Here is a 22386-nt window from a genome sequence, read left to right on the forward strand (position 1 = left end):
CTGAGTAACACGATGCATAAAACGGAATGAATCATGGCTTCATTGCAAATTTCGCAAGGCATATTTCACCTTAGCGACACCCGAGCACTGTCCCTTAACGATCTTATCCTCAACAGCGGCGAAAGTTGGGCCTTTGTCGGCGCCAACGGCAGCGGCAAATCCTCGTTAGCGCGAGCGCTTTCCGGTGAACTCTCACCAGGTAAAGGCACGGTCACGCAGGATTTTCAGCGTCGCACACGCCTCTCACTGGAGCAGTTACAGAAGCTGGTGGCGCAGGAGTGGGAACGTAATAACACCGATCTGCTGAGTGAGGGCGAAGACGATACTGGTCGCACCGCCGCACAGATCATTCAGGATGAAGTCAAAGATGCAGCACGTTGCCAGGCACTGGCCCAGCAGTTTGGCATCACCTATCTGCTTGATCGTCGCTTCAAATACCTCTCCACCGGCGAAACGCGCAAAACGCTGTTGTGCCAGGCGCTGATGGCGCAGCCGGATTTGTTGATTCTTGATGAGCCTTTCGATGGACTCGATGTGGCCTCACGCGCCAGCCTGGCGGAGACGCTGAGCGATCTGCACCAGCAGGGTTTTACTGTGGTGTTGGTCCTCAACCGCTTTGACGATATTCCTGACTTTGTGCAACAAGTCGGTGTGCTTGCTGAGTGCACCCTGACGCACTTGGGCGAGCGCCAGGCGATACTGGCAGAAGCGCTGGTGGCACAACTGGCGCACAGTGAGAAACTCGATGGCATGGCGTTGCCAGAAGCGGATGCACCGGATCAGTTACCCCAACTGGCGGAAGATGCGCCGCGTGTTGTTCTGCGTAATGGCGTGGTGTCGTATAACGATAAAGCGGTGATCGAGGGGCTAAGCTGGCAGGTGAATCCCGGCGAGCACTGGCAAATTGTGGGGCCCAACGGCGCGGGAAAATCGACCCTGTTGAGCCTGGTGACCGGCGATCATCCACAAGGCTACAGCAACGATTTAACCCTGTTTGGCATTCGTCGCGGCAGCGGTGAAACCATCTGGGACATCAAGCAGCACATCGGCTACGTCAGTAGCAGTTTGCACCTCGATTACCGTGTTAGCTGTAACGTGCGCACCGTGGTGCTTTCCGGCTTTTTCGATTCGATAGGCTTGTATCAGCCCGCATCAGACCGCCAGAAAGCGTTGGCGCGCCAGTGGCTGGCACTGCTGGGCATGGATAATCATCTGGCTGATGCACCGTTCCACGGTTTGTCATGGGGCCAGCAGCGCCTGGTGCTGATTGCGCGTGCACTGGTCAAACACCCTTCCTTGTTGATTCTCGATGAGCCGCTGCAGGGGTTGGATCCGATCAATCGCCAGTTGGTACGCCGCTTTGTTGATGTGCTGATCGGTGAAGGACGAACGCAGTTACTGTTTGTCTCACACCATGCCGAAGATGCGCCGCAGTGCATTACTCACCGCCTGAGTTTTGTGAAACAAGATGAGGGGTACGGATTCCAGCAGGACGATTTACGCTAATCTCGTCGTCATCCACCCCGCCCCTGCATCGTAGGGGCATATTCATGCTTCTATCCGGTCGTCAGCTAAACCCTTCAGCATTGTCGTGTGCGCATTGATATGCACTTCATTGAACAGTCTATGTAACCGCTACCATTTACCCGCCTGGTATTTCAGCAAATACGCGCTATAACCCCACAAAATGAGAATCGTCACCTTGTGTAAACGATACCATTTATCCAGACTGGATCACGCTTTGGGGCCCGCCTTTGTGCTACCTTGATCGCAGTGATTTTGATCCGTTTGCCGTTTACCAGGACTCGTTATGGAAAAATTTAATCCGGTTGATCATCCGCATCGCCGTTATAACCCATTGATCGATCAGTGGGTGCTGGTCTCTCCGCATCGTGCCAAGCGTCCGTGGCAGGGTGCGCAGGAAACGCCTGCGCTGGAACAACTGCCTGCGCACGATCCTGACTGCTTCCTGTGCGCGGGTAATACCCGCATCACCGGGGATAAAAACCCGGATTACCAAACCACCTATGTTTTCACCAACGACTTTGCCGCGCTGATGACCGATACACCCGATGCGCCGCAAAGCGACGATCTGCTGATGCGCTGTGAGAGCGCACGCGGCACCAGCCGGGTTATTTGCTTCTCACCTGACCACAGTAAAACGCTGCCGGAATTGCCGCTCAGTGGACTGGAAGATATCGTGCGCACCTGGCAAGAGCAGACCGCCGATCTCGGCCAGCACTATCCGTGGGTGCAGGTGTTTGAGAACAAAGGCGCAGCGATGGGCTGCTCAAATCCGCATCCGCACGGCCAGATCTGGGCCAACAGTTTTCTGCCAAATGAAGCGCAAAAAGAAGATGATAATCAGCGCCGCTACTTTGACGAAAAAGGTTCGCCGATGCTGGTGGATTACGCCGCACGCGAGCTGAAAGACGGTAGTCGCACCGTGGTGGAGACCGAACACTGGCTGGCCGTGGTGCCGTGGTGGGCGGCGTGGCCATTTGAAACCCTGCTGCTGCCGAAAGCCCATATCAAACGCATTACCGATCTTACCCCGGCGCAGCGCAGCGATCTGGCGCTGGCACTTAAGCAGCTGACCAGCCGTTACGACAACCTGTTCCAGTGCTCCTTCCCCTATTCGATGGGCTGGCACGGCGCGCCATTCAACGGTGAAGCCAACGATCACTGGCAGTTGCACGCTCATTTCTATCCGCCGCTGCTGCGTTCAGCCACGGTACGCAAATTTATGGTTGGCTACGAAATGCTGGCCGAAACCCAACGTGATTTAACGGCGGAACAGGCAGCAGAACGTCTGCGTTCTGTCAGCGATATCCATTTCCGCGAGGCGCAATAAATGTCATTAAAATCCATCACTCAACAGGTTTTCGCTGACACTTTTGGCTATCAAGCCACGCACAGCATTCAGGCACCAGGCCGTGTGAACCTGATTGGCGAACACACTGACTACAATGACGGTTTTGTCCTGCCCTGCGCCATCGACTACCAAACCGTGATTGCCTGCGCGAAGCGTGACGATCGCCAGGTGCGCGTGGTCGCGGTTGATTACGACAACCAGCAAGACAGCTTCTCGCTGGATGCACCGATTGAAGCGTTGAAAGAGCCGATGTGGGCCAACTACGTGCGTGGCGTGGTAAAACATCTGCAAAAGCGTGATGCCAGCTTTGGCGGTGCCGATCTGGTGATCAGCGGCAACGTGCCACAGGGTGCGGGCCTGAGTTCATCAGCGTCACTGGAAGTGGCGGTCGGCACCGTATTCCAGCAGCTCTATCAGCTGAAGCTGGATGGCGCGGCCATTGCCGTGAACGGTCAGGAAGCGGAAAACCAGTTCGTCGGCTGTAACTGCGGCATCATGGATCAGCTCATCTCGGCACTCGGCCAACCTGATCACGCCATGCTGCTGGACTGCCGCACGCTCGGCACACGCGCCGTCTCGATGCCGGAAGATGTCGCGGTGGTGATCATCAACTCCAACTTCCGTCGCAGCCTGGTCGGTAGCGAATACAACACCCGCCGCGAGCAGTGCGAAACCGGTGCTCGCTTCTTCAACAAGCCCGCACTGCGCGACGTCACGCTGGCCGAATTTGAGGCCTCTGAATCGCAACTGGATGCACTGGTGGCAAAACGCGTGCGCCATGTCATCACCGAAAATGCCCGTACGCTGGAAGCCGCCGATGCGCTGAGCAGTGGCGATCTGAAGCGCATGGGTGAGTTGATGGCTGAATCTCACGCCTCAATGCGTGATGATTTTGAAATCACCGTTCCCCCGATCGATCAGCTGGTGGAAATCGTTAAGGCAGAACTCGGCCCACGTGGCGGCGTTCGTATGACGGGCGGCGGCTTCGGCGGCTGCATTGTGGCCTTGATGCCAACCGAACTGGTGGATCAGGTGAAAGCTGCCGTTGCCGAAAAATATGAGGCGCAGACCGGCATCAAAGAAACCTTCTACGTATGCAAAGCCTCTGCAGGAGCGGGCCAATGGTAAGTGATGTCAATTCACATGCGCCAGACGGGCAACCTTGGCGCATCACCGTATTACGCAATCACAACGGCATGGTCGTGACGTTTATGGATTGGGGCGCGACCTGGCTCTCCGCTCGCGTGCCCATGCAGGATGGCAGCGTACGCGAAGCGCTGCTCGGCTGTGTCACACCATCGGACTATTTGCATCAGGATGCTTACCTTGGCGCAACGGTGGGCCGCTACGCCAACCGTATCGCTTCGGCAGAGCTAAAACCGTTAAACCTGCTGCTGGCCGCTAATCAGGGTGCGCATCAACTGCACGGCGGACCGGAAGGGTTTGATAAACGCCGCTGGCAGATTGTCAGCCAGAGCGAGACCGAAGTGCACTATCGCCTCGATTCACCGGATGGCGAACAGGGCTTCCCCGGCAATCTGATTGCCGACGTGGTTTACCATCTTGACGATGATAACTGCCTGTCGATCCGCTATGAGGCGCAGACTGACAAGCCCTGCCCGGTGAACCTGACCAACCATGCTTACTTTAATCTTGATGCGCATCATGGCGATGCGCGCCAGCATCGCTTACAACTGCATGCGGATCGTTACTTACCGGTCAACAGCGAAGGCATTCCTAACGCGCCATTGAAAGCCGTGTCTGGCACCAGCTTCGATTTTACGCAGCCGAAGCGCGTGATGGATGACTTCCTCGCCGATGACGATCAAAAAGCGGTGAAAGGCTATGACCATGCATTTCTGCTTAACACCGCGGGCGACAGCAGCCAACCCGCCGCCGAACTGTGGTCGGCCGATGGCAAACTGGCGCTGACCGTGTTTACCGCCGCACCGGCGTTGCAGTTCTACTCCGGCAACTATCTGGATGGAACACGCGCCCGTGAACAGGGCAGCTATACTGCTTTCCAGGGCATCGCGTTGGAGAGTGAATTTTTACCGGATTCTCCCAACCATACCGAATGGCCGCAGCCTGATTGCTGGCTGCAACCCGGCGACCGCTGGCAGTCTGTGACGCGTTATCGCTTCACACCGCAGTAAGCCAGCGGATGAAAAACGCGCACTGCGTTAGCGACAGGCTTACGCCGTGCGTTGTTTTCCGCTATGGTATGGCGCTATCAGTGTGCCGCTTTTCAGGTGGCCGCAGCCGGTTTCTATAATCATCGAAACATCAAGCATTAAGGAGTTAAGCTATGGCCGTAACTAAGCTGGTTCTGGTGCGACACGGCGAAAGCCAGTGGAACCAGGAAAACCGCTTCACCGGATGGTATGACGTGGATCTGTCAGACAAAGGTCGCACCGAAGCCAAAGCAGCCGGTCAGCTGCTGAAGAAAGAAGGTTTCGTGTTTGATTTCGCCTATACCTCCGTGCTGAAACGTGCCATCCACACCCTGTGGAACGTGCTGGATGAGCTGGATCAGGCGTGGCTGCCGGTTGAGAAAACCTGGCGTCTGAATGAGCGTCACTACGGTGCGCTGCAGGGTCTGGATAAAGCCGAAACCGCCGCCAAATACGGCGACGATCAGGTGAAACAGTGGCGTCGTGGCTTTGCCATCACCCCACCAGAACTGGATCGTGCGGATGAGCGTTTCCCGGGCCACGACCCACGTTACGCATCACTGACCGATGCACAGCTGCCAACCACCGAAAGCCTGGCGCTGACCATCGAACGTGTTATTCCTTACTGGAATGAAAGCATTCTGCCGCGCATCAAAAGCGGTGAGAAAGTTATTGTTGCTGCACACGGTAACTCACTGCGTGCACTGGTAAAATATCTTGATAACCTGAGCGAAGATGAAATCCTCGAGCTGAATATCCCAACTGGCGTGCCGTTGGTGTATGAGTTCGACGAGAACTTCAAACCGCTGAAGCGTTACTACCTGGGTGATGCAGACGAGATTGCCGCGAAAGCCGCAGCCGTTGCTAACCAGGGTAAAGCCAAGTAATTCCCGGCTTAAAAGCAAAAAGGCCAGACGCGAGTCTGGCCTTTTTTATTGCGCGTTAAGCGATTAGCCGCGGCGCTGTTTGATCGCCTGCGCCAGTTGGCGCAACGCTTTCTCGGTATCGTCCCAACCAATACAAGCATCGGTTACGCTCTGGCCGAAAACCAGCTCTTTACCGCTGTCGAGGCTCTGATTCCCTTCCACCAGATGACTCTCGATCATCACGCCGGTAATCGCCTGCTCACCGCCCGCGATCTGCTGCGCCACATCATCAGCGACGACCATCTGACGCTGGAACTGCTTGCTGCTGTTGGCATGGCTAAAGTCGATCATCACCTGCGGACGCAAGCCCGCTTTCTCCAGACCGGTTTTCACCGCTGCCACGTGTTCTGCACTGTAGTTCGGCTCTTTGCCGCCGCGCAGAATGATATGGCAATCTTCGTTACCGCTGGTTTCGACAATCGCCGAATGACCGAATTTGGTGACGGAGAGGAAGCAGTGTGGCGCGCTGGCAGCACCGATAGCGTCGATGGCCACTTTGATGGTGCCATCCGTGCCATTTTTGAAGCCGACCGGGCAAGATAAACCGGAAGAGAGTTCACGGTGCACCTGGGATTCGGTGGTACGCGCACCAATTGCGCCCCAGCTCATCAGATCCGCCATATATTGTGGGGTGATCATATCCAGGAACTCGCCAGCCGCAGGCAAACCGATGTCGTTGATGTCCACCAGCAGCTTACGCGCCAGACGCAGGCCATCGTTGATCTGGAAACTGCCATCCATAAACGGATCGTTGATCAGCCCTTTCCAACCCACGGTCGTGCGCGGTTTTTCGAAATAGACACGCATCACCACTTCAAGCTCGCCTTTCAACTCGTCACGCAGCGTCAGCAGACGGCTCGCGTACTCTTTAGCGGCTTCGGTATCGTGGATCGAGCAGGGACCGATCACCACCAGCAGACGATCGTCCTGGCCGTGCAGAATACGGTGAATCGCCTGACGTGCCTGCGCAACAGTTTCAGCGGCTTTATCGGTAGCGGGGAATTTTTCGAGCAAAGCAACAGGCGGTAATAATTCTTTGATTTCTCTGATGCGTAAATCGTCGTTCTGATAATCCATACATAATTCCATTCAAATTTCTGGCCCCGCGTACGCCGGGCGCAACCCGTTAAATGTATCCCTTCAGGCTGCAGGTGTAAATTCCACGCTCGCGTAAATGCTTCTGTGAAATTTGCATTTACACACCCATGGACTAAGCTTTTTAAACGCAAGCACTGAGGAATGAGCTTCTTGCGATATTTAATTTTTAAGCGAAGCGTTAAGGATGGAATTTTATTCCGTTACGGTACGTTATTTTCGGCACTCAACACCCGTGGTGTTTGACGGCAACTCTCCATCGATTAAAGGAGCATAATGATGAATAAGTTTGCAATTATCTTTCTGACGGCAGCGATGACCCTGGGCAGCGGCGCGGCAATGGCTGCGGACAGTAATAACGGTGACGCGAATGCCTCAGCAGAAGCTGGCGCGGCGGCAGGCGGCGCGAAACAGAATCTGCCTCCCAATAATGTGGACAATAGCAAAATTAACAATGGCAGCATGAACACTAACAGCACTGCGACGTCTGGCACCAGCACTGGCAATATGTCAGCTGAGCAGATCCACAAAAATTCTATGTGTAAAGACGGTAAATGTCCGGATATGAATAAAAAGGTCGATACCAAAGAAGGTGGCGGCCATGTGAAACACAAAACGGACGGCACGACCCAATAACCGGTTATCCGATCACATAAGGGAGAGCATTGGCTCTCCCTTTCTATTTCCGTGCAGGCTTTTCCGCTATGCTGAAGCCATGAAATTCAGAGGAACTGTTTCATGGCTTCACTGCTGCTTATTGATGATCATCCTTTAGTTGAAGTCGCGCTGGAAGCGGCCTGTATTCACTCCCCTATCCCGGTAAAACTGCACGCCGCCGCGACCGAAGCTGAGGCGCGTCAGCTTTTACAGCAGCATCAATTTGATCTTATTGTGCTCGATATCGGCCTGCCGGACAGTGATGGTCTCGAACTGTTGCGCCGTCTGCGCGCCCGCGATCCGCACTGCCCGGTGTTGATTTACTCCGCGCAGCAGAGTCGCCACACATTACTCAGCGCCGTTTCGCTCGGTGCGGCGGGTTATGTGGTGAAGAGTCAAAGCATGGCGCAGTTGCTCAGTGCGATTCTGGCCGTGCTTGGCGGACAGCAGGCGTTTCCACCGCTGCCTGAACGTATCGAACTGCCACTCACCGAGAAAGAGCAGCAAATTGTCGCACTACTGGTGCGCGGCCTCTCGAATTTGCAGATTGGTGAACAGTTGCATATCAGCAATAAAACCGTCAGCACCCACAAGAAAAACATTCTGGAGAAAACCGGCGTGCAGTCAGTGGTGGAACTAGCTGAACTGTGGAAAGCCCAACAGTGAAAGCCATTCTCTGGCTGTGTCTGCTGCTGATTAGCTTTACAGTGCGAGCCGACCTACAGCCTGCCAGCAGCGTGATGCTCCCCGCCATGATGCCTGCACCGCATGTCGAGCCATGGCCGCAACCCACCTTACGCGTTGCCGTGCCGGCGCAAAACAGCGCGCCCTGGGCGATGCAAATTGGCAATCGTATCTGGGGCATTGATGCCGATTACCTCAGCGCGCTGAGCCAATTGACCGGCACGCACTTTAGCCTGCAAAGTTACGCCGATCGCGCCCAGCAGTTGGCAGCACTTGAGCGCGGTGACGTCGATGTCGTGCTGAGCAACGAACATGCGCAGTTGCCGGAAAACATCCTGGTTAGCGACAGTTGGGTTAACAGCCCGATCCGCATCTACCGCAATCGTGATAATCAACGCGCGGTGATGTTCAACAGTGAAAACGCCCAGCTCACCATCGCGCAAGCAACACTGGCGCAGCTGCCTGATGCCTTTGTGCAAAACCATCGCTGGCACAGCCTGCCCGGCGATTTGCAGGCGCTGTATGCGCTGCTCAATCAGCAAAGTGACTATCTGGTGGCGGATGAAACCAGCGCCGGATTTCTGCTTAACCAGCTGCAGCAGGGACAGATTTACCAGATCACCGCCGATCCCGGCGCCGGTGAACTGTCGCTACGGGCGCTGGCGCGCGATCCCACGCTGATTCACTGGCTCAATACTCAGTTACGTCTGCTGCCCGCAGAGTTCAGTAATCGCGTGCAACAGCGCTGGAGTCCGCCATTGCTGCGCTATCAGGATACGCAAACGCTGATGCTGTCGGCTGCCGAGAAGCAGTGGCTGGCCGCACACAGTGAGATTCCTTATGCCGCAGAAGTGGATAACGCCCCCTGGAGCTATCGCGATGGCAACGGTAATGCGCGCGGTTTTGGCATTGATCTGCTTAATGCGTTAAGCCAAAGCACCGGATTGCGCTTTACGCCGCACTGGGTAAACAATCCACAACAGGCGCAGACGCTGATGCAACAACATCAGGTGATGCTCAATCTGTTACAGCCTTTGAATGGCGACGATGCCAGCAGCAACACACTGCCGGTATGGCGTGCAATTTGGGGGATCTACACGCTTAACACGCAGCAGCCGATGAGTTGGCTCTCTCTGCAAAAGCAGCGTGTGGGCGTACTGCGAGCCGATCTGGCGCAACGCTTGCTGCCTGAAGACATCACGCCCCAACTGTTCGATGAGCGTGCGCAACTCTGGCAAGCCCTGAACAATGGGCAGATTGATGCGCTGGTGGATAATGTACTGTCTGCACGCTGGCGCATGGCCAGCCACGCGGATAATCGTGTCCATTTAGCCTTTGCCGCCAGCGATGTTGCCTGGCCACTGGCACCTCAGGTGAGCCAGGATCAGCCGCAACTCCAGGCGCTGCTGGACCATGCACTGCAGCAAATCCCACCGGATACGCTCAATCAGATGCGCATTAACTGGTCACAGCCCCCCCAGCCCGGCACCAGTATGGCGATGCGCAATGTGCCGCTGATGATTTTGATGGCTGCCGGGATGATCATTGTGCTGCTGTTAGTGCTGCTGCTGCGCCGCTACCTGCAACAGCGGCGCGATCGCCTGCAGCGTGAACAGGCAGAGCGCGCTAACGCCGCCAAAAGTCAGTTCCTCGCCACCGCCAGCCACGAATTGCGCACGCCAATGCAGGCGATTCTCGGCCTGCTGGAGCTCGAACAGCAGCAGCATCCCAGCGAACGTTTGACACTGATGCACAGCAGTGCGCGCTCGCTGATGGCGCTGCTGAACGATCTGCAAGACCATGCGCGTATTGAGAATCAGAGTTTTCGCCTCGCACCGCATCCTCTCAATCTGGCAGATTGGCTGCAGCAACAGCAGCAGTTTTATCACCCTTTGATGCGTGAATCCGGTCCGATATTGTTGGTTGAGGCGCTCACGCCTTTGCCGACGCGCGTGATGCTGGATGGCGATCGCTTGCAGCAGGTGGTGAACAATCTGGTGGCCAACGCGCTGAAGTTCACGCGCCAGGGCGAAGTGCGGCTGTCGCTCGCCGTGACGGATCGGATTCAGTTCACGGTCACCGACAGCGGCAGCGGCATTCCACTCAGCGAACAGGCTCAGCTGTTTGAACCCTGGTATCAGGCTCCGTCTGGCAAAAGCCATGCGGTACAGGGCAGCGGGCTGGGTTTGTTTATCTGCCGCGAGATAGTGCAACGTATGGGCGGCCAGTTAACGCTGACTTCTGCGCCGGAGCAAGGCACCACGGTGGAGGTGATATTACCGCTCGACATTTGTGAGGATGCGCCCACCGAACGCCATGCTGCCTGGCCGCGCTATCCGCACCTGCGCGTGGCGATTGTCGATGACCATCCCACCAATCTGCTGGTATTGCAGCAGCAGCTGGCTCAATTCGCTATCACGGCGCAGGTGTTCGAAGAGGGGCGCAGCCTGTTGCGCGCCGATGCGCTTCAGCCGTTTGATGTGCTGTTGATTGACCAGATGATGCCGCGCCCGGATGGATTAACCCTGCTGCGCATTTTACGTCGCCGCCAGCAGCGCCGCAGCAAGCCGGCACTGCGCGTGCTCTGCTCTGCCGATGTGCAACTGCTGAAGATCGCGTTGCAAGAGGACGAAGCACTGTTGTTGAAACCGATTGAGCTCGATCATCTGGCAGCACTGCTGGCACGGACGGTGCGCGATCCGCTCCGTCAATTGCCTGACAGTTTATTGATTCTGGCACAGCACAATGAGGCCTTTATCCCGCGGATTTGCCAGACACTGCAACGCACGCTGCAGCAGGATCGCGATGCGCTGCTGGCCGCCAGCCTCCAGCCTGACTGGCCCGCTGTCGAGCGTGCCGCCCATCGCATGAAAGGCAGCTGGCTGTTGCTGGGCATGGATGAGATTGCCGAATATTGTCAGCAGCTGACTGATCAGGCAAAACAGCAGCGTCTGGACGATGATGCGTTCAATTTACTGATATCATTAACGAACAGGTTACTCGAACAACTGGAAAGTTATGGCACACACTCATTCTCACGGCGCGCATAACGGCAATCGTACGCGTCTGGCGGCGGCGTTCGGCGTCACCGCGCTGTTTATGGTTGCCGAAGTGATTGGCGGCGTGGTGTCGGGTTCGCTGGCGCTGCTGGCAGATGCCGGACATATGCTCACTGACGCCGCCGCGCTGTTGATGGCGCTGCTGGCGGTGCAGTTTGCCCAGCGCAAACCCAGCGCCCGTCACACCTTTGGCTTGCTGCGCCTCACCACACTTGCCGCCTTTGTGAATGCTATCGCGCTGTTGGTGATTACCGTATTGATTGTCTGGGAAGCACTGCGCCGCTTCTATCAGCCACAACCTATCCAGGGTGGGTTGATGCTCGGCATCGCCATTGCCGGCCTGCTGGCCAATCTGCTCTCTTTCTGGCTGTTACATCGTGGCAGTGAAGAGAAAAACCTCAACGTGCGCGCGGCAGCACTGCATGTGTTGGGCGATCTGCTCGGCTCCGTCGGCGCGATTGCCGCCGCCATTATCATCATGCTAACCGGCTGGACGCCGATTGACCCGATTCTCTCGCTGCTGGTTTCACTGTTGGTGGTACGCAGCGCGTGGTCGTTGCTGCGGGAAAGTCTGCATGAGCTGCTGGAGGGCGCGCCGAGCGGCATTAACGTGGATAAACTGGCGCGCGAACTGACACGCAACATCGCGGAAGTGCGCAACGTGCATCATGTGCATGTATGGCAAGTGGGAGAGAAGCCGGTGCTGACATTACATGTGCAGGTGATCCCACCTTATGATCATGATGGGTTGCTGGTGCGTATTCATCAGTATTTGCATGAGCACTATCAGATTGCGCACGCCACCGTGCAAATGGAGTATCAGCCTTGTACTGGTCATGATTGCGAACTCTGCGCGGAACAGAGCTCGCATCATCACTCACATGAGCATCTCACGCTGGATGGCCACGCCCATCACCCTCATTGATTCGACAGCGCGCGTGATCCGTGTTCGCGCGCGCTTTGCATCCACAAGCGTGAACCGTTAAGTGCAATCAACGTTAGAATCACGTACTCCAGCGACATCGCGTAAACGCCCTGGCGGGCAAAGATCATCACGCTAATCACGTTGATCACCACCCACAGTAGCCAGTTCTCGACGTATTTTCGCGTCATCAGAATCATCGCCACAATCGACAACACCATCATGCAGGAATCCCAGAACGGGAACGCATCCGGCTGCAGTTGTGGCATCGTCACGTTCAGGCCGAAACTTTGCATGATACCGACGGCAGTTTTGGTCAGAAACGCGAAGACCGGATCGATATACAGCGTCATCAGCGCAATGGCGATGACGCACGCCGCGCCCCAGCCGAGGGCTTTCGGCAACGGCAGCCAGCGAATCTTCAGTGCGGCTTCGTTGGCGGTGTTTTGTCGACTCCACGCGTACCAGCCGTAAACATTGGCGACAAAGAAGAACAGCTGCAGCAGTAAGCTGGCATACAGCTGAATCTGGAAGAAGATCACCGCAAACAAGGTGACGTTAATCAGCCCGAAGAAGTAGTTGATGATCTTCTCCAGGCTGGCAAGCCAGATGCACAGCAAGCCCGCAAGCGTGCCCACCGCTTCGATCCATGAGAGGTCATAGCCCCCAACGCCGATAGGAATGTGAACCAAAATATTTTGTGTGCTGAAGAAGTCCATGATCTGCACCTGTATGAAAGCCGCCTCAGGCGTTCCCTTTCACCTTGAGTTTGAGTTGTGCTGCAAAGTCTAGCATGCGATTTAGCGGTATCAATGCGGCTTCACGCAGCGCGTCATCGACATGAATTTCATGCTCGCTACCGCCGTGCTCCAGCCCTTCCGCAATCGCTTTCAGGCCATTCATCGCCATCCACGGACAGTGCGCACAGCTGCGGCAGGTCGCGCCCTCGCCTGCGGTTGGCGCTTCCAGCAACTCTTTATCCGGCACCGCCTGCTGCATCTTGTAGAAGATGCCGCGATCGGTCGCCACGATCATTTGCGGATGTGGCAGGTTTTTCGCCGCCTGAATCAACTGGCTGGTGGATCCCACTGCATCTGCCAGGTCGACGATCGCCTGCGGGGATTCCGGATGAACGAGGATCGCCGCTTCTGGATAGAGCGTCTTCATGCGCTGTAAGGCCTGGGTTTTGAACTCATCATGCACGATGCACGCGCCCTGCCAGCACAGTACGTCCGCTTTGGTCTGTTGGGTGACGTAACGGCCCAGATGACGATCCGGCGCCCAGATGATTTTTTCGCCCAGGCTGTCGAGATGCTCGATCAGTTCAACCGCAATGCTGGAGGTGACGACCCAATCTGCGCGCGCTTTGACGGCGGCTGAGGTGTTGGCGTACACCACCACGGTGCGATCCGGATGTTCATCACAGAAGCGATTGAACTCGTCGATCGGACAGCCGAGATCCAGCGAACACTCTGCATGCAGTGTCGGCATCAACACCGTTTTTTCCGGGCTGAGGATTTTTGCGGTTTCCCCCATAAAACGCACGCCCGCCACCAGCAGCGTTTTTGCCGGGTGGGTGCTGCCGAAACGCGCCATTTCCAGTGAGTCCGAGACACAACCGCCGGTCTCTTCCGCCAGCGCCTGAATTTCTGGATCGGTATAATAGTGCGCGACCAGCACCGCATCGCGCTCCTTTAATAAGCGTTTGATTTCAGAGATGTAATGGGATTTTTCATCCTGGCTGAGACGCGCCGGTTTCGGCGGAAAGGGATAAATCGCGCTTTCGGGATCGAACATCAGACTCATGACACGGCTCTCGTTTTCTCAATTTAACAAAATCGCCTGTTACAGCGATGATGCGGCATCAAAACCGCCATCGTGTTTTATATGCTAAACACGATAGCGGAAATGCGCGAGAGTGTCGTCTCTTTTTTACCCGGTTTACAAGCCACCTAACAATTTCTGCGGGTTTTCCAGTTCCAGCAAGAAAGCTTTCACCGGCAGACCGCCCGCGAAGCCAGTAAGCTTACCGTTGCTGCCGATCACCCGATGGCAGGGTGCCATGATCGACAGAGGATTTTTACCGTTAGCTGCGCCCACCGCGCGCATGGCTTTCGGGTTGCCGATCTGTTCCGCGATTTGCTGATAGCTACGGGTTTCACCAAACGGTATGGTGAGCAGCGCTTGCCAGACTTTTTTCTGGAAGTCAGTGCCGACCGTGTCGTATGGCATGTCGAACTGCTGGCGCTCTCCGGCAAAATATTCGCGCAGCTGGCGTTCGGCCTCGCACAGAATCGGATGCTGATCGTTACGGCTGATGGGTTTCAGCGGCACGCGTTGCGAGCCTTCGTTTTCCCACAGAATCGCTGATAACCCATTATCGGTAGCAATCAACGTCAGCTCACCAACTGGCGTTGGAATGATTTTGGCATGATACATAAGGCACCTCCGGCATAAATCAGTGTGTCATTATCGCACTTCTGCCGCGATAAACTGGCTGTTTTCGGTCATGAGCATAAACTGGTTAGCTGTCCGAAAGCAGCGAGTTTTGCTTTGCCACTTGCGCGACGATACCCAAAATAATGCAAGGCGCATAAAGGCGGCAAACGAGAGACTCTTCGAACAGCCGATTCAAACCGCGCTGGCCCGCAGGGGAACCTTCCTTAGGAAGTTCATCATCCCGATGCACTTTATCAAGTACGTGATTCGGATGAACGAGAGCAGCCAGCGCTTCAGCGCTTTAAAGTAGGAAAGGTATAGCCGGTTTATGAACTGGAGACGATGATGTTTGATCCCGAGATTGCATACCAGGCGCTGACCTCGCGCGACAGTCGTTTCGACGGCGTGTTCTTTGTTGGCGTGACCTCAACCGGCATTTACTGTCGGCCCATTTGCCCGGTGAAAGCGCCGATGCAGAAGAACTGCCTGTTTTTTAACAGCGCCGAAGCCGCCGAGAAAGCGCATTTCAGACCATGCCTGCGCTGCCGTCCTGAACTGGCACCGGGCTTCGCCCCGGTCGATAGCCATCACCGCATCGCCGATCGCTTGATTCGTCGTATTGAAGAGGGCTTGCTGGAGGAACAAGAGACGCTGGCCGATATTGCCAGCGAGTTTGACCTGAGTGAACGCCAGCTACGCCGCGTGATCCAGCAGGAGCTAGGCGTGTCACCGTTGGAACTGCGCCAAACGCGGCGCATGCTGCTGGCGAAGCAACTCTTAACTGAAACTTCGTTGCCCGTCACCGATATCGCCTACGCCAGCGGCTTTCGCAGTTTGCGCCGCTTTAATGATGTGTTTCAGGCTCGCTACCGTATGACGCCTTCGCGTCTGCGCAAGCAGAGTCAGCCGGAGAGCGTGACCACCGTACAACAGAGCGCGGAACTGCGTCTGAGTTATCGTCCCCCTTATGACTGGGATGCCATTCTGGATTTTCTTCAGCAGCGCGTGATGAAAGAGGCTGAGTGGGTTAGTGAAGGGGCTTATCACCGTACCGTGGCGCTGGGAAACTGTCGGGGCTGGGTGCGTGTCAGCCATTTGCCAGAAAAACAGGCGCTCAAGGTGCAGTTCACCACCACCTTAACGCCGGTTTTGCCTGCTCTGCTGCGTCGCCTGCGTGACCTGTTTGATTTGGATGCCCAGCCACAGCGCATCAGCGAGCAGCTAAGCCAGGATCCGTTGTTAGCTGAGAGTCTGGCGCGTTATCCTGGGTTACGCGTTCCTGGGGCGTTTGACGGCTTTGAGTTGGGGGTGCGCGCAATTCTTGGTCAGCAGGTGACGGTGAAAGCGGCCACCACACTGAGCAGTCGCGTGGCGCAGCGTTTCGGCGAGCCTTTAGCAACGCCCTGGCCTGAACTCTCTCGCCTGCCCCCGACTGCGGAATCGCTCGCTAGCGCAACCAATGATGATATCGCCAGTCTCGGCATTGTGAGCGCTCGCTCGCAGGCGATTCAGGCGCTGGCACAGGCATGCGCCTCCGGTGCGTTGCGTTTTAACGGCGCAGTGAATCCTGACGTGGTCCAGCAGCAGTTGCTGGCATTAAAAGGCGTAGGGCCGTGGACGGCGAGTTATATTGCCATGCGCGCCCTGCGCTGGCCGGATGCGTTCCCTAAAGAGGATATTGCGATTCGTAATAATCTGGGTGGGGTGAGTGCCAAAATGGCAGAGCAGTTATCGCAGGTTTGGCGCCCGTGGCGCAGCTATGCGGTGTTGCATATCTGGAAGAGTTTGACGCCGGGTAAGAAATAAATTCGTGCGGTTAAGGCGAGAGCGGAAGAGCGAAGCGTCCGAGCCATGTATAGGGTCATCGAGTGCACACTTAAGCCGTTAATAAAACAACGACAGTGCGTTCCAGTCGGCAATAAGGGGCGGTTGCGTAAAGACGCCGTAAATACATCCCTGTAGGCTCTGGCGGCGCATCCCTGCGCCGCAAGCTTTACTCCACCGCCCCTTATCACCGCCTTCATGTCACATTTGTGCGCTTTTTAGGAAGCAGCAACTAAGCCTCATAAGCTGGCCAAGACGGGAGCGGAAGAGCGAAGCGTCCGAGCTATAGGACAGGGTCATCGATTGCACACTCAGGCCGCAAGCAAAACAACGACTGTGCGTTTCAGTCGGCAATAAGGGGCGGTTGCGTAAAGACGCCGTAAATACATCCCTGTAGGCTCTGGTGGCGCATCCATGCGCCACAAGCTTTACTCCACCGCCCCTTATTGCCGCCTTCATGCCGGATCTGTGCGCTTTTTAGGAAGCAACGATTAAGCCTCATAAGCCAGTCAAGGCGGGAGCGGAAGAGCGAAGCGTCCGAGCCATGGATGGCGAGGCCGATCCACAAGGATGTGAGACTCCTTCACGATCCGTTCCGCCTTGACGGGCTGACGCTCAGACTCACAGCAATCCCAGCTAACTTCTTTGAGAAACGCAGAAAAGCAAAAAGGCGCCTTTAGGGCGCCTTTCTACATAGTGGTGGGTCGTGCAGGATTCGAACCTGCGACCAATTGATTAAAAGTCAACTGCTCTACCAACTGAGCTAACGACCCGCTCGAGGAGCGGCTTACAACTTTAAACTTGATGGTGGGTCGTGCAGGATTCGAACCTGCGACCAATTGATTAAAAGTCAACTGCTCTACCAACTGAGCTAACGACCCATCAAGGTTGTGAAGCTTCTGAAGAAAACATCTAACATACAGCAGGTTAAGATGGTGGGTCGTGCAGGATTCGAACCTGCGACCAATTGATTAAAAGTCAACTGCTCTACCAACTGAGCTAACGACCCATCTTCAGGCTGCCGGACGCTTTGTTAAACTGCCCGGGCAACGGCGGCATATATTACTGATTTAGCGGGAGGGCGCAACCCTTATTTATCACCAAATCACTCAATTGCTTACCTTTCATGCTGCAAGACCAGAAATCATACGAAATCCGGTCTCTGCTGCACAAATTACATCCCAGCCAGACGCTTTTGCGCCAGCTTGGCAGACTCGCTGGTCGGGAATTGTTTGATCACTTGTTGATAGACCGCTTTGGCTTTCGCCGTATCGTTCTTCTCTTGCATGATCACACCAACCTTAAACAGCGCTTCCGGGGCTTTCGGCGATTTCGCGTAATTTTTTACCACAGTGGCAAAATAGTAAGCGGCATCATCTTTCTTGCCCTTGTTGTAATACAACTGACCGAGCCAGTAATTGGCATTGGGCTGATAGGTGGAGTCGGGATATTTCTTCACCCACGCCTGCAGGGCCGTGATGGCCTGATCGAACTGCTTCTTCTCAAGAATCAGCGCGACTGCTGCGTTGTAATCGGTATTCGCATCGCCGGTTTGTGCAGGGGCAGCGGTACTTCCACTGGCATTGCTACCACCTGCATCAGCGTTTCCCGCTGCTGCACCAGCCGCTGCGGCATCACCGCCACCACTCGCCTGTGCCCCCGCATTACCGCTGCTCAACGTGTCAATCTGCTGATAGAGCTGCTTCTGGCGCTCAATCACCTGATTCAGTTGATAGCTGTTCTGCTGGATTTGGCCGCGCAGCGAATCGATATCGCTTTGGTTGTCACTCATCTGCTGCTGCAACTGCTGCAGAAGCTGAGCCTGGGCATTGGAGATACGTTCAAGATTGGTGACACGGTCTTCGACCGAGCCTGAGCCAACGCTACTGATTGACGCCTGGGCATTAGCGGCCCAGGGGGCCGCTACGCCAACCAGTAACGACAGACTCAATAGATGAAGTCTGAAGTTACTCATCATGTGATGCTCTTAGTAAACCAGTACGGCACGACGGTTTTTAGCGTAAGCCGCTTCGTCATGACCCAGTACAGCTGGTTTTTCTTTACCGTAAGATACGATAGACATCTGGTCAGCAGAAACGCCTTTACCCTGCAGGTACATTTTAACGGCGCTAGCACGACGTTCGCCCAGGGCGATGTTGTATTCTGGAGTACCGCGCTCATCCGCATGACCTTCGATGGTCACTTTGTAAGACGGGTTGCCACGCAGGAATGCTGCGTGCTGATCCAGCATCTGAGCGTAGTCAGAAGCCACGTCATACTTATCCAGACCGAAGTAAACGATGTTGTTCTGCTGCAGCTGCTGCATCTGCAGACGCGCTTGCTCATCAGAAGACATGTTACCGTTCTGGCCAGCACCGTAAGCGCCGTTGTCTGCGCCCATACCAGTCTGGTCGTTGTTGTTGTTTTTGTGAGAGCTACATGCAGCTACCGCGATTACCGGCAGAGCCAGCATCAAACCCTTCAGCACTTTGTTCAGTTGCATTTCTTTATCCTATTATTTTGTTTGCTATACATTGTCATCCCCCGCTATGCAGGGGATTCATGCATTACAGATACGGCGACCAGGCAGGGAATTTGACCTGTCCATCAGTTGCCGGAAGACGCGCTTTGAAACGCCCATCTGTTGAAACCAACTGCAACACGGAACCCATCCCCTGAGTAGAGCTATAGATTACCATCGTGCCGTTAGGCGCCAGACTTGGCGTCTCATCCAGGAACGTGTCCGTTATTGTTTGAACGGCTCCCGTTACCAGATCCTGTTTGGCGACATGCTGAGCGCCACCGGCGCTGCTGATCATCACCATGGTTTTGCCGTCAGTTGACACATCCGCATCCTGGTTCTGAGAACCTTCCCAGGTAATACGTTGTGGCGCACCGCCGTTGATACCCACTTTATAAATCTGAGGCGCACCTGCCTGATCCGAGGTATAGGCCAGTGTCTGGCTATCCGGGAACCAGGTCGGTTCAGTGCTGTTGTAGCGACCGTCGGTCACCTGACGCGTCTGACCTGAGGCCAGATCCATCACGTACAAGTTCAGACTGCCAGTTTTAGACAGCGCGAACGCCAGTTTCGATCCATCCGGCGAGAAGGCCGGAGCACCGTTGTGGCGCGGGTAAGAAGCAACCTGACGAATGGCACCGTTTGACAACGTTTGTACCACTAACGCCGACTTACCGCTTTCAAAGGTCACGTAGGCCACTTTGCTGCCGTCTGGAGACCAGGCCGGTGACATCAGTGGCTCTGGTGAACGGTGCACGGTGAACTGGTTGTAACCATCGTAGTCAGATACGCGCAATTCATACGGGAACTGGCCGCCGTTGGTTTGCACCACATACGCGATACGCGTGCGGAATGCGCCTTTGATACCGGTCAGCTTCTCAAACACTTCATCACTGGCGGTGTGGCCTGCATAACGCAGCCATTGCTTGGTGACTTTGTAAGAGTTCTGCGCCAGCACCGTGCCCGGTGCACCGCCGGTGTCCACCAGCTGGTAAGCAATCTGGTAGCTACCATCCGGGTTCGGCGTGACCTGACCTACGACAACCGCATCAATACCCAACGCGCTCCAGGCTGCAGGTTGCACTTCCTGCGCGCTGGTCGGCTGCTGCGGCAGACGTGAACGATCCAGCGGGTTGAATTTACCGCTGTTGCGCAAGTCAGCCGCCACGATGCCGCCAATGTCTTCTGGCGCCGCGCCTGGGCCAGCCCATTTGAACGGCACCACACCAATTGGGCGTGCGGTGTTCACGCCCTGCGTAATTTCAATGCGCACTTCTGCGTGCAGCATGGCTGCCCACAGCAGTACAAAAAAACCTAAGGTTACACGAAGTGCCTGCTTCATCTTTTCTCCCTTATCTGAACCTGAGTCCACGATAATTCGCACAGTTCCTGAAAAACACGAGTGTTCATAAATTACGGCAAGCTAACCTTAGTTCAACCTGCCGTGAGTTACTGCATTTATTGAGGCTTGAAATCCAGTGGTGCATTTTTAAAGACTTGATACACATCCTGACTTGGAGGCTTAGGAATGCGAGCCTGTTGAGCAGCTGCCACCGCAGCCTGACATAGCGCAGGGTCACCTCCTTCAGCTTTAACGCCAGCCACTGTACCATCTGGCATCAGCTGAATTCGCAACGTACAGGTTCGGCCTTTAAAGCTTTCCCAATCGTAAAACTTACTCTTGATCGCTGCCTGGATTTGGCCTGCATAATTGCTAATATCTGCACCTGAAGCACCGGACTTCTTCTGATTCCCCTGCCCTGCCGCACCGCCAGAAGCCGTGCCACTTTTCGGTGCATTCTTACCAGACGAGAGTCCACCTAACAGGTCATCAACGTCACTTTCATTCTTCGCAGCTTCAGAAGCGGCTTTCTTTTTAGCATCTGCGGCTGCTTTCGCTTTGGCTGCTGCATCAGCTTTCGCTTTCGCGGCAGCATCCGCTTTAGCTTTCGCATCGGCAGCCGCTTTCTCTTTCGCTGCCTCAGCGGCTTTTTCTTTTGCGTCTGCGGCAGCTTGCTCTTTAGCCTCTTTGGCTTCCTGAGCAGCTTTTGCCTTAGCATCAGCTGCAGCCTGCGCTTTAGCCTCGGCGGCAGCTTGCGCTTTCGCTTCGGCGGCGGCTTTGGCTTGCTCTACCGCTTTCTCTTTCGCCGCTTCAGCCGCCGCTGCTTTGGCCTGTTCGTCCGCTTTCTTCTTCGCGTCCGCTGCTGCCTGCTTCGCTTCTTCTACCGCTTTCGCTTTGGCATCTGCCGCCGCTTTAGCCTGCGCATCAGCTTCGGCTTTCGCATCGGCTTTGGCTTTTGCCGCAGCAGCTTCCGCCGCTTTCTGCTGATCCTGCGCCTGTTTCGCTGCGGCTTCAGCGGCTTTCTGCTGCTCAGCCTGCTGTTTCGCCTGCTCTTTGGCTTCCTGCTGCGCCTGCAAACGCTCTTTTTCCATCTCTTTCAGGCGCTGCTGCTCAGCAGCTTGCTTCTGCTGTAACTCTTCGGCCTGCTGCTGCGACTGTTTCTGACGCTGCTGCTCGGCACGCTGGCTGTCGCGTTGCTGATTCTGCTGGCGATTGTACTGTTCAACCACCGCGCCGGAATCGACCATCACGGCATCAATGTCACTGCCGCCGCCACCGCCGCTGGATTCGATCTTTTCGTTAAACGAGCTCCAGATCAGCAGGGCGATCAGCACGATGTGCAGAATCACCGAAATGATTATCGCGCGTTTTAACTTGTCGTTCTGCTCGGTTACCTTCGACACTCTCGGATCCCAAAAACGGTTCGCTTTAAATCGGCTGTGTCATCAAACCGACAGATTTCACGCCTGCCTGATGTAACAGGTTCAACGCCTTGATGATTTCGTCGTAAGGCACGTCTTTCGCTCCACCAATCAGGAACACCGTCTTTGGATTGGCTTCAATGCGACGCTGTGCTTCACTCACCACCTGTTCCGGCGGCAGCTGCGTCATACGATCATGATCCACCACCAGGCTGTATTGCCCGACGCCAGCCACTTCAACAATGACCGGAGGATTATCATTCGTTGAGACCGTTTTCGAGTCGGTGGCATCAGGCAGATCCACTTCCACGCTCTGCGTAATAATCGGCGCGGTTGCCATAAAGATGAGCAGCAACACCAACAGCACGTCCAGCAGTGGAACTATGTTGATTTCCGACTTAAGGTCGCGGCGCCCGCGACCACGGGTTCTGGCCATCGTTAACCTCG

19 protein-coding genes and 3 tRNA genes are annotated in these 22386 nt (G+C 55.5%); 10 read left to right on the forward strand and 12 right to left on the reverse strand.

Annotation, left to right across the window (positions count from 1 at the left end; genetic code table 11):
• Window positions 1-33 precede the first annotated feature (33 nt).
• The 5 genes from modF to gpmA all read left to right on the forward strand — a co-directional run bounded on the left by modF (window position 34) and on the right by gpmA (window position 5936).
• Complete coding sequence (gene modF / locus LH22_RS15985) at window positions 34-1506, forward strand: molybdate ABC transporter ATP-binding protein ModF (RefSeq protein WP_038648142.1); 1473 nt, start codon at window positions 34-36, stop codon at window positions 1504-1506.
• 304 nt (window positions 1507-1810) lie between these two features.
• Window positions 1811-2854 carry a galactose-1-phosphate uridylyltransferase gene (gene galT, locus LH22_RS15990; RefSeq protein WP_038648145.1) on the forward strand — a complete coding sequence of 348 codons (1044 nt, stop codon included), beginning with the start codon at window positions 1811-1813 and terminating at the stop codon, window positions 2852-2854.
• Window positions 2855-4003, forward strand: a complete 1149-nt coding sequence (gene galK, locus LH22_RS15995; protein ID WP_038648148.1) for a galactokinase — start codon at window positions 2855-2857, stop codon at window positions 4001-4003.
• Complete coding sequence (gene galM, locus LH22_RS16000; protein ID WP_038648150.1) at window positions 3997-5031, forward strand: galactose-1-epimerase; 1035 nt, start codon at window positions 3997-3999, stop codon at window positions 5029-5031. Before galK ends, galM begins: the two co-directional genes overlap by 7 nt.
• 152 nt (window positions 5032-5183) lie before the next feature.
• Window positions 5184-5936, forward strand: coding sequence for a 2,3-diphosphoglycerate-dependent phosphoglycerate mutase (gene gpmA, locus LH22_RS16005; protein WP_038648152.1), 753 nt, complete (start codon window positions 5184-5186; stop codon window positions 5934-5936).
• A 63-nt stretch (window positions 5937-5999) separates the two neighbouring features.
• On the opposite strand, the gene aroG is transcribed toward gpmA, so the two are convergent.
• Window positions 6000-7052, reverse strand: a complete 1053-nt coding sequence (gene aroG, locus LH22_RS16010; protein WP_038648154.1) for a 3-deoxy-7-phosphoheptulonate synthase AroG — start codon at window positions 7050-7052, stop codon at window positions 6000-6002.
• A 297-nt stretch (window positions 7053-7349) separates the two neighbouring features.
• Between aroG and LH22_RS16015 the strand changes: the two genes are divergently transcribed.
• The 4 genes from LH22_RS16015 (at window position 7350) to zitB (ending at window position 12395) form a co-directional block, all read left to right on the forward strand.
• Window positions 7350-7706: a YbgS-like family protein gene (locus LH22_RS16015; protein WP_200681269.1), complete on the forward strand. Its 357-nt coding sequence runs from the start codon at window positions 7350-7352 to the stop codon at window positions 7704-7706.
• A 102-nt stretch (window positions 7707-7808) separates the two neighbouring features.
• Window positions 7809-8393, forward strand: a complete 585-nt coding sequence (locus LH22_RS16020) for a response regulator transcription factor (RefSeq protein WP_038648159.1) — start codon at window positions 7809-7811, stop codon at window positions 8391-8393.
• Entirely contained in the window at window positions 8375-11461 is a 3087-nt protein-coding gene (locus LH22_RS16025) for a hybrid sensor histidine kinase/response regulator (RefSeq protein WP_038648162.1), read from the forward strand. Before LH22_RS16020 ends, LH22_RS16025 begins: the two co-directional genes overlap by 19 nt.
• A complete protein-coding gene (gene zitB, locus LH22_RS16030; RefSeq protein WP_038648164.1) occupies window positions 11430-12395 on the forward strand; it encodes a CDF family zinc transporter ZitB in 966 nt (321 codons plus the stop codon). Before LH22_RS16025 ends, zitB begins: the two co-directional genes overlap by 32 nt.
• Here zitB and pnuC read toward each other — a convergent pair.
• From pnuC to LH22_RS16045, 3 genes are all read right to left on the reverse strand, one after another.
• On the reverse strand, window positions 12389-13111 hold the full coding sequence (pnuC, locus tag LH22_RS16035; protein ID WP_038648167.1) for a nicotinamide riboside transporter PnuC: 723 nt from the start codon (window positions 13109-13111) through the stop codon (window positions 12389-12391). The two genes, zitB and pnuC, sit on opposite strands and share 7 nt — an antisense overlap.
• A 25-nt stretch (window positions 13112-13136) precedes the next feature.
• Window positions 13137-14198 (reverse strand): quinolinate synthase NadA, encoded by a 1062-nt coding sequence (gene nadA / locus LH22_RS16040; protein ID WP_038648170.1) that lies wholly within the window; start codon window positions 14196-14198, stop codon window positions 13137-13139.
• A gap of 135 nt (window positions 14199-14333) precedes the next feature.
• Entirely contained in the window at window positions 14334-14831 is a 498-nt protein-coding gene (locus LH22_RS16045; protein WP_038648172.1) for a methylated-DNA--[protein]-cysteine S-methyltransferase, read from the reverse strand.
• Between the two features lie 345 nt (window positions 14832-15176).
• On the opposite strand from LH22_RS16045, the gene LH22_RS16055 reads away from it, so the two are divergent.
• Window positions 15177-16637, forward strand: coding sequence for an AlkA N-terminal domain-containing protein (locus tag LH22_RS16055; RefSeq protein WP_038648177.1), 1461 nt, complete (start codon window positions 15177-15179; stop codon window positions 16635-16637).
• Between the two features lie 715 nt (window positions 16638-17352).
• On the opposite strand, the gene LH22_RS16060 is transcribed toward LH22_RS16055, so the two are convergent.
• The 8 genes from LH22_RS16060 to tolR all read right to left on the reverse strand — a co-directional run bounded on the left by LH22_RS16060 (window position 17353) and on the right by tolR (window position 22375).
• Window positions 17353-17428, reverse strand: a tRNA-Lys gene (locus tag LH22_RS16060).
• 32 nt (window positions 17429-17460) lie between these two features.
• A tRNA-Lys gene (locus LH22_RS16065) sits at window positions 17461-17536 on the reverse strand.
• A 52-nt stretch (window positions 17537-17588) separates the two neighbouring features.
• Window positions 17589-17664 (reverse strand) — tRNA-Lys (locus LH22_RS16070).
• Between the two features lie 165 nt (window positions 17665-17829).
• Window positions 17830-18633, reverse strand: a complete 804-nt coding sequence (gene cpoB, locus LH22_RS16075) for a cell division protein CpoB (RefSeq protein ID WP_034829170.1) — start codon at window positions 18631-18633, stop codon at window positions 17830-17832.
• A 9-nt stretch (window positions 18634-18642) separates the two neighbouring features.
• Window positions 18643-19158, reverse strand: a complete 516-nt coding sequence (gene pal / locus LH22_RS16080) for a peptidoglycan-associated lipoprotein Pal (RefSeq protein ID WP_034829168.1) — start codon at window positions 19156-19158, stop codon at window positions 18643-18645.
• Between the two features lie 64 nt (window positions 19159-19222).
• Complete coding sequence (gene tolB / locus LH22_RS16085; RefSeq protein WP_038648180.1) at window positions 19223-20518, reverse strand: Tol-Pal system beta propeller repeat protein TolB; 1296 nt, start codon at window positions 20516-20518, stop codon at window positions 19223-19225.
• 116 nt (window positions 20519-20634) lie between these two features.
• The gene (tolA, locus tag LH22_RS16090) at window positions 20635-21921 is read right to left on the reverse strand and encodes a cell envelope integrity protein TolA (RefSeq protein ID WP_038648182.1); all 1287 of its coding nucleotides are present in this window, start codon (window positions 21919-21921) and stop codon (window positions 20635-20637) included.
• Between the two features lie 25 nt (window positions 21922-21946).
• On the reverse strand, window positions 21947-22375 hold the full coding sequence (tolR, locus tag LH22_RS16095) for a colicin uptake protein TolR (RefSeq protein WP_038648185.1): 429 nt from the start codon (window positions 22373-22375) through the stop codon (window positions 21947-21949).
• Between the last annotated feature and the right edge of the window lie 11 nt (window positions 22376-22386).

Origin of the sequence: Pantoea rwandensis (assembly GCF_000759475.1) — a bacterium.
In the GTDB taxonomy this organism is placed as follows: domain Bacteria; phylum Pseudomonadota; class Gammaproteobacteria; order Enterobacterales; family Enterobacteriaceae; genus Pantoea; species Pantoea rwandensis_B.

What these genes read in the sequence shown, in the direction of transcription:
- tolR (WP_038648185.1), bottom strand. Translation starts at nt 22,375, where the DNA reads ATGGCCAGAACCCGTGGTCGCGGGCGCCGCGACCTTAAGTCGGAAATC.
- nadA (WP_038648170.1), bottom strand. Translation starts at nt 14,198, where the DNA reads ATGAGTCTGATGTTCGATCCCGAAAGCGCGATTTATCCCTTTCCGCCG.
- LH22_RS16055 (WP_038648177.1), top strand. Translation starts at nt 15,177, where the DNA reads ATGTTTGATCCCGAGATTGCATACCAGGCGCTGACCTCGCGCGACAGT.
- galK (WP_038648148.1), top strand. Translation starts at nt 2,855, where the DNA reads ATGTCATTAAAATCCATCACTCAACAGGTTTTCGCTGACACTTTTGGC.
- tolB (WP_038648180.1), bottom strand. Translation starts at nt 20,518, where the DNA reads ATGAAGCAGGCACTTCGTGTAACCTTAGGTTTTTTTGTACTGCTGTGG.
- modF (WP_038648142.1), top strand. Translation starts at nt 34, where the DNA reads ATGGCTTCATTGCAAATTTCGCAAGGCATATTTCACCTTAGCGACACC.
- gpmA (WP_038648152.1), top strand. Translation starts at nt 5,184, where the DNA reads ATGGCCGTAACTAAGCTGGTTCTGGTGCGACACGGCGAAAGCCAGTGG.
- zitB (WP_038648164.1), top strand. Translation starts at nt 11,430, where the DNA reads ATGGCACACACTCATTCTCACGGCGCGCATAACGGCAATCGTACGCGT.
- pal (WP_034829168.1), bottom strand. Translation starts at nt 19,158, where the DNA reads ATGCAACTGAACAAAGTGCTGAAGGGTTTGATGCTGGCTCTGCCGGTA.
- cpoB (WP_034829170.1), bottom strand. Translation starts at nt 18,633, where the DNA reads ATGATGAGTAACTTCAGACTTCATCTATTGAGTCTGTCGTTACTGGTT.
- LH22_RS16015 (WP_200681269.1), top strand. Translation starts at nt 7,350, where the DNA reads ATGAATAAGTTTGCAATTATCTTTCTGACGGCAGCGATGACCCTGGGC.
- galT (WP_038648145.1), top strand. Translation starts at nt 1,811, where the DNA reads ATGGAAAAATTTAATCCGGTTGATCATCCGCATCGCCGTTATAACCCA.
- LH22_RS16045 (WP_038648172.1), bottom strand. Translation starts at nt 14,831, where the DNA reads ATGTATCATGCCAAAATCATTCCAACGCCAGTTGGTGAGCTGACGTTG.
- galM (WP_038648150.1), top strand. Translation starts at nt 3,997, where the DNA reads ATGGTAAGTGATGTCAATTCACATGCGCCAGACGGGCAACCTTGGCGC.
- aroG (WP_038648154.1), bottom strand. Translation starts at nt 7,052, where the DNA reads ATGGATTATCAGAACGACGATTTACGCATCAGAGAAATCAAAGAATTA.
- LH22_RS16020 (WP_038648159.1), top strand. Translation starts at nt 7,809, where the DNA reads ATGGCTTCACTGCTGCTTATTGATGATCATCCTTTAGTTGAAGTCGCG.
- pnuC (WP_038648167.1), bottom strand. Translation starts at nt 13,111, where the DNA reads ATGGACTTCTTCAGCACACAAAATATTTTGGTTCACATTCCTATCGGC.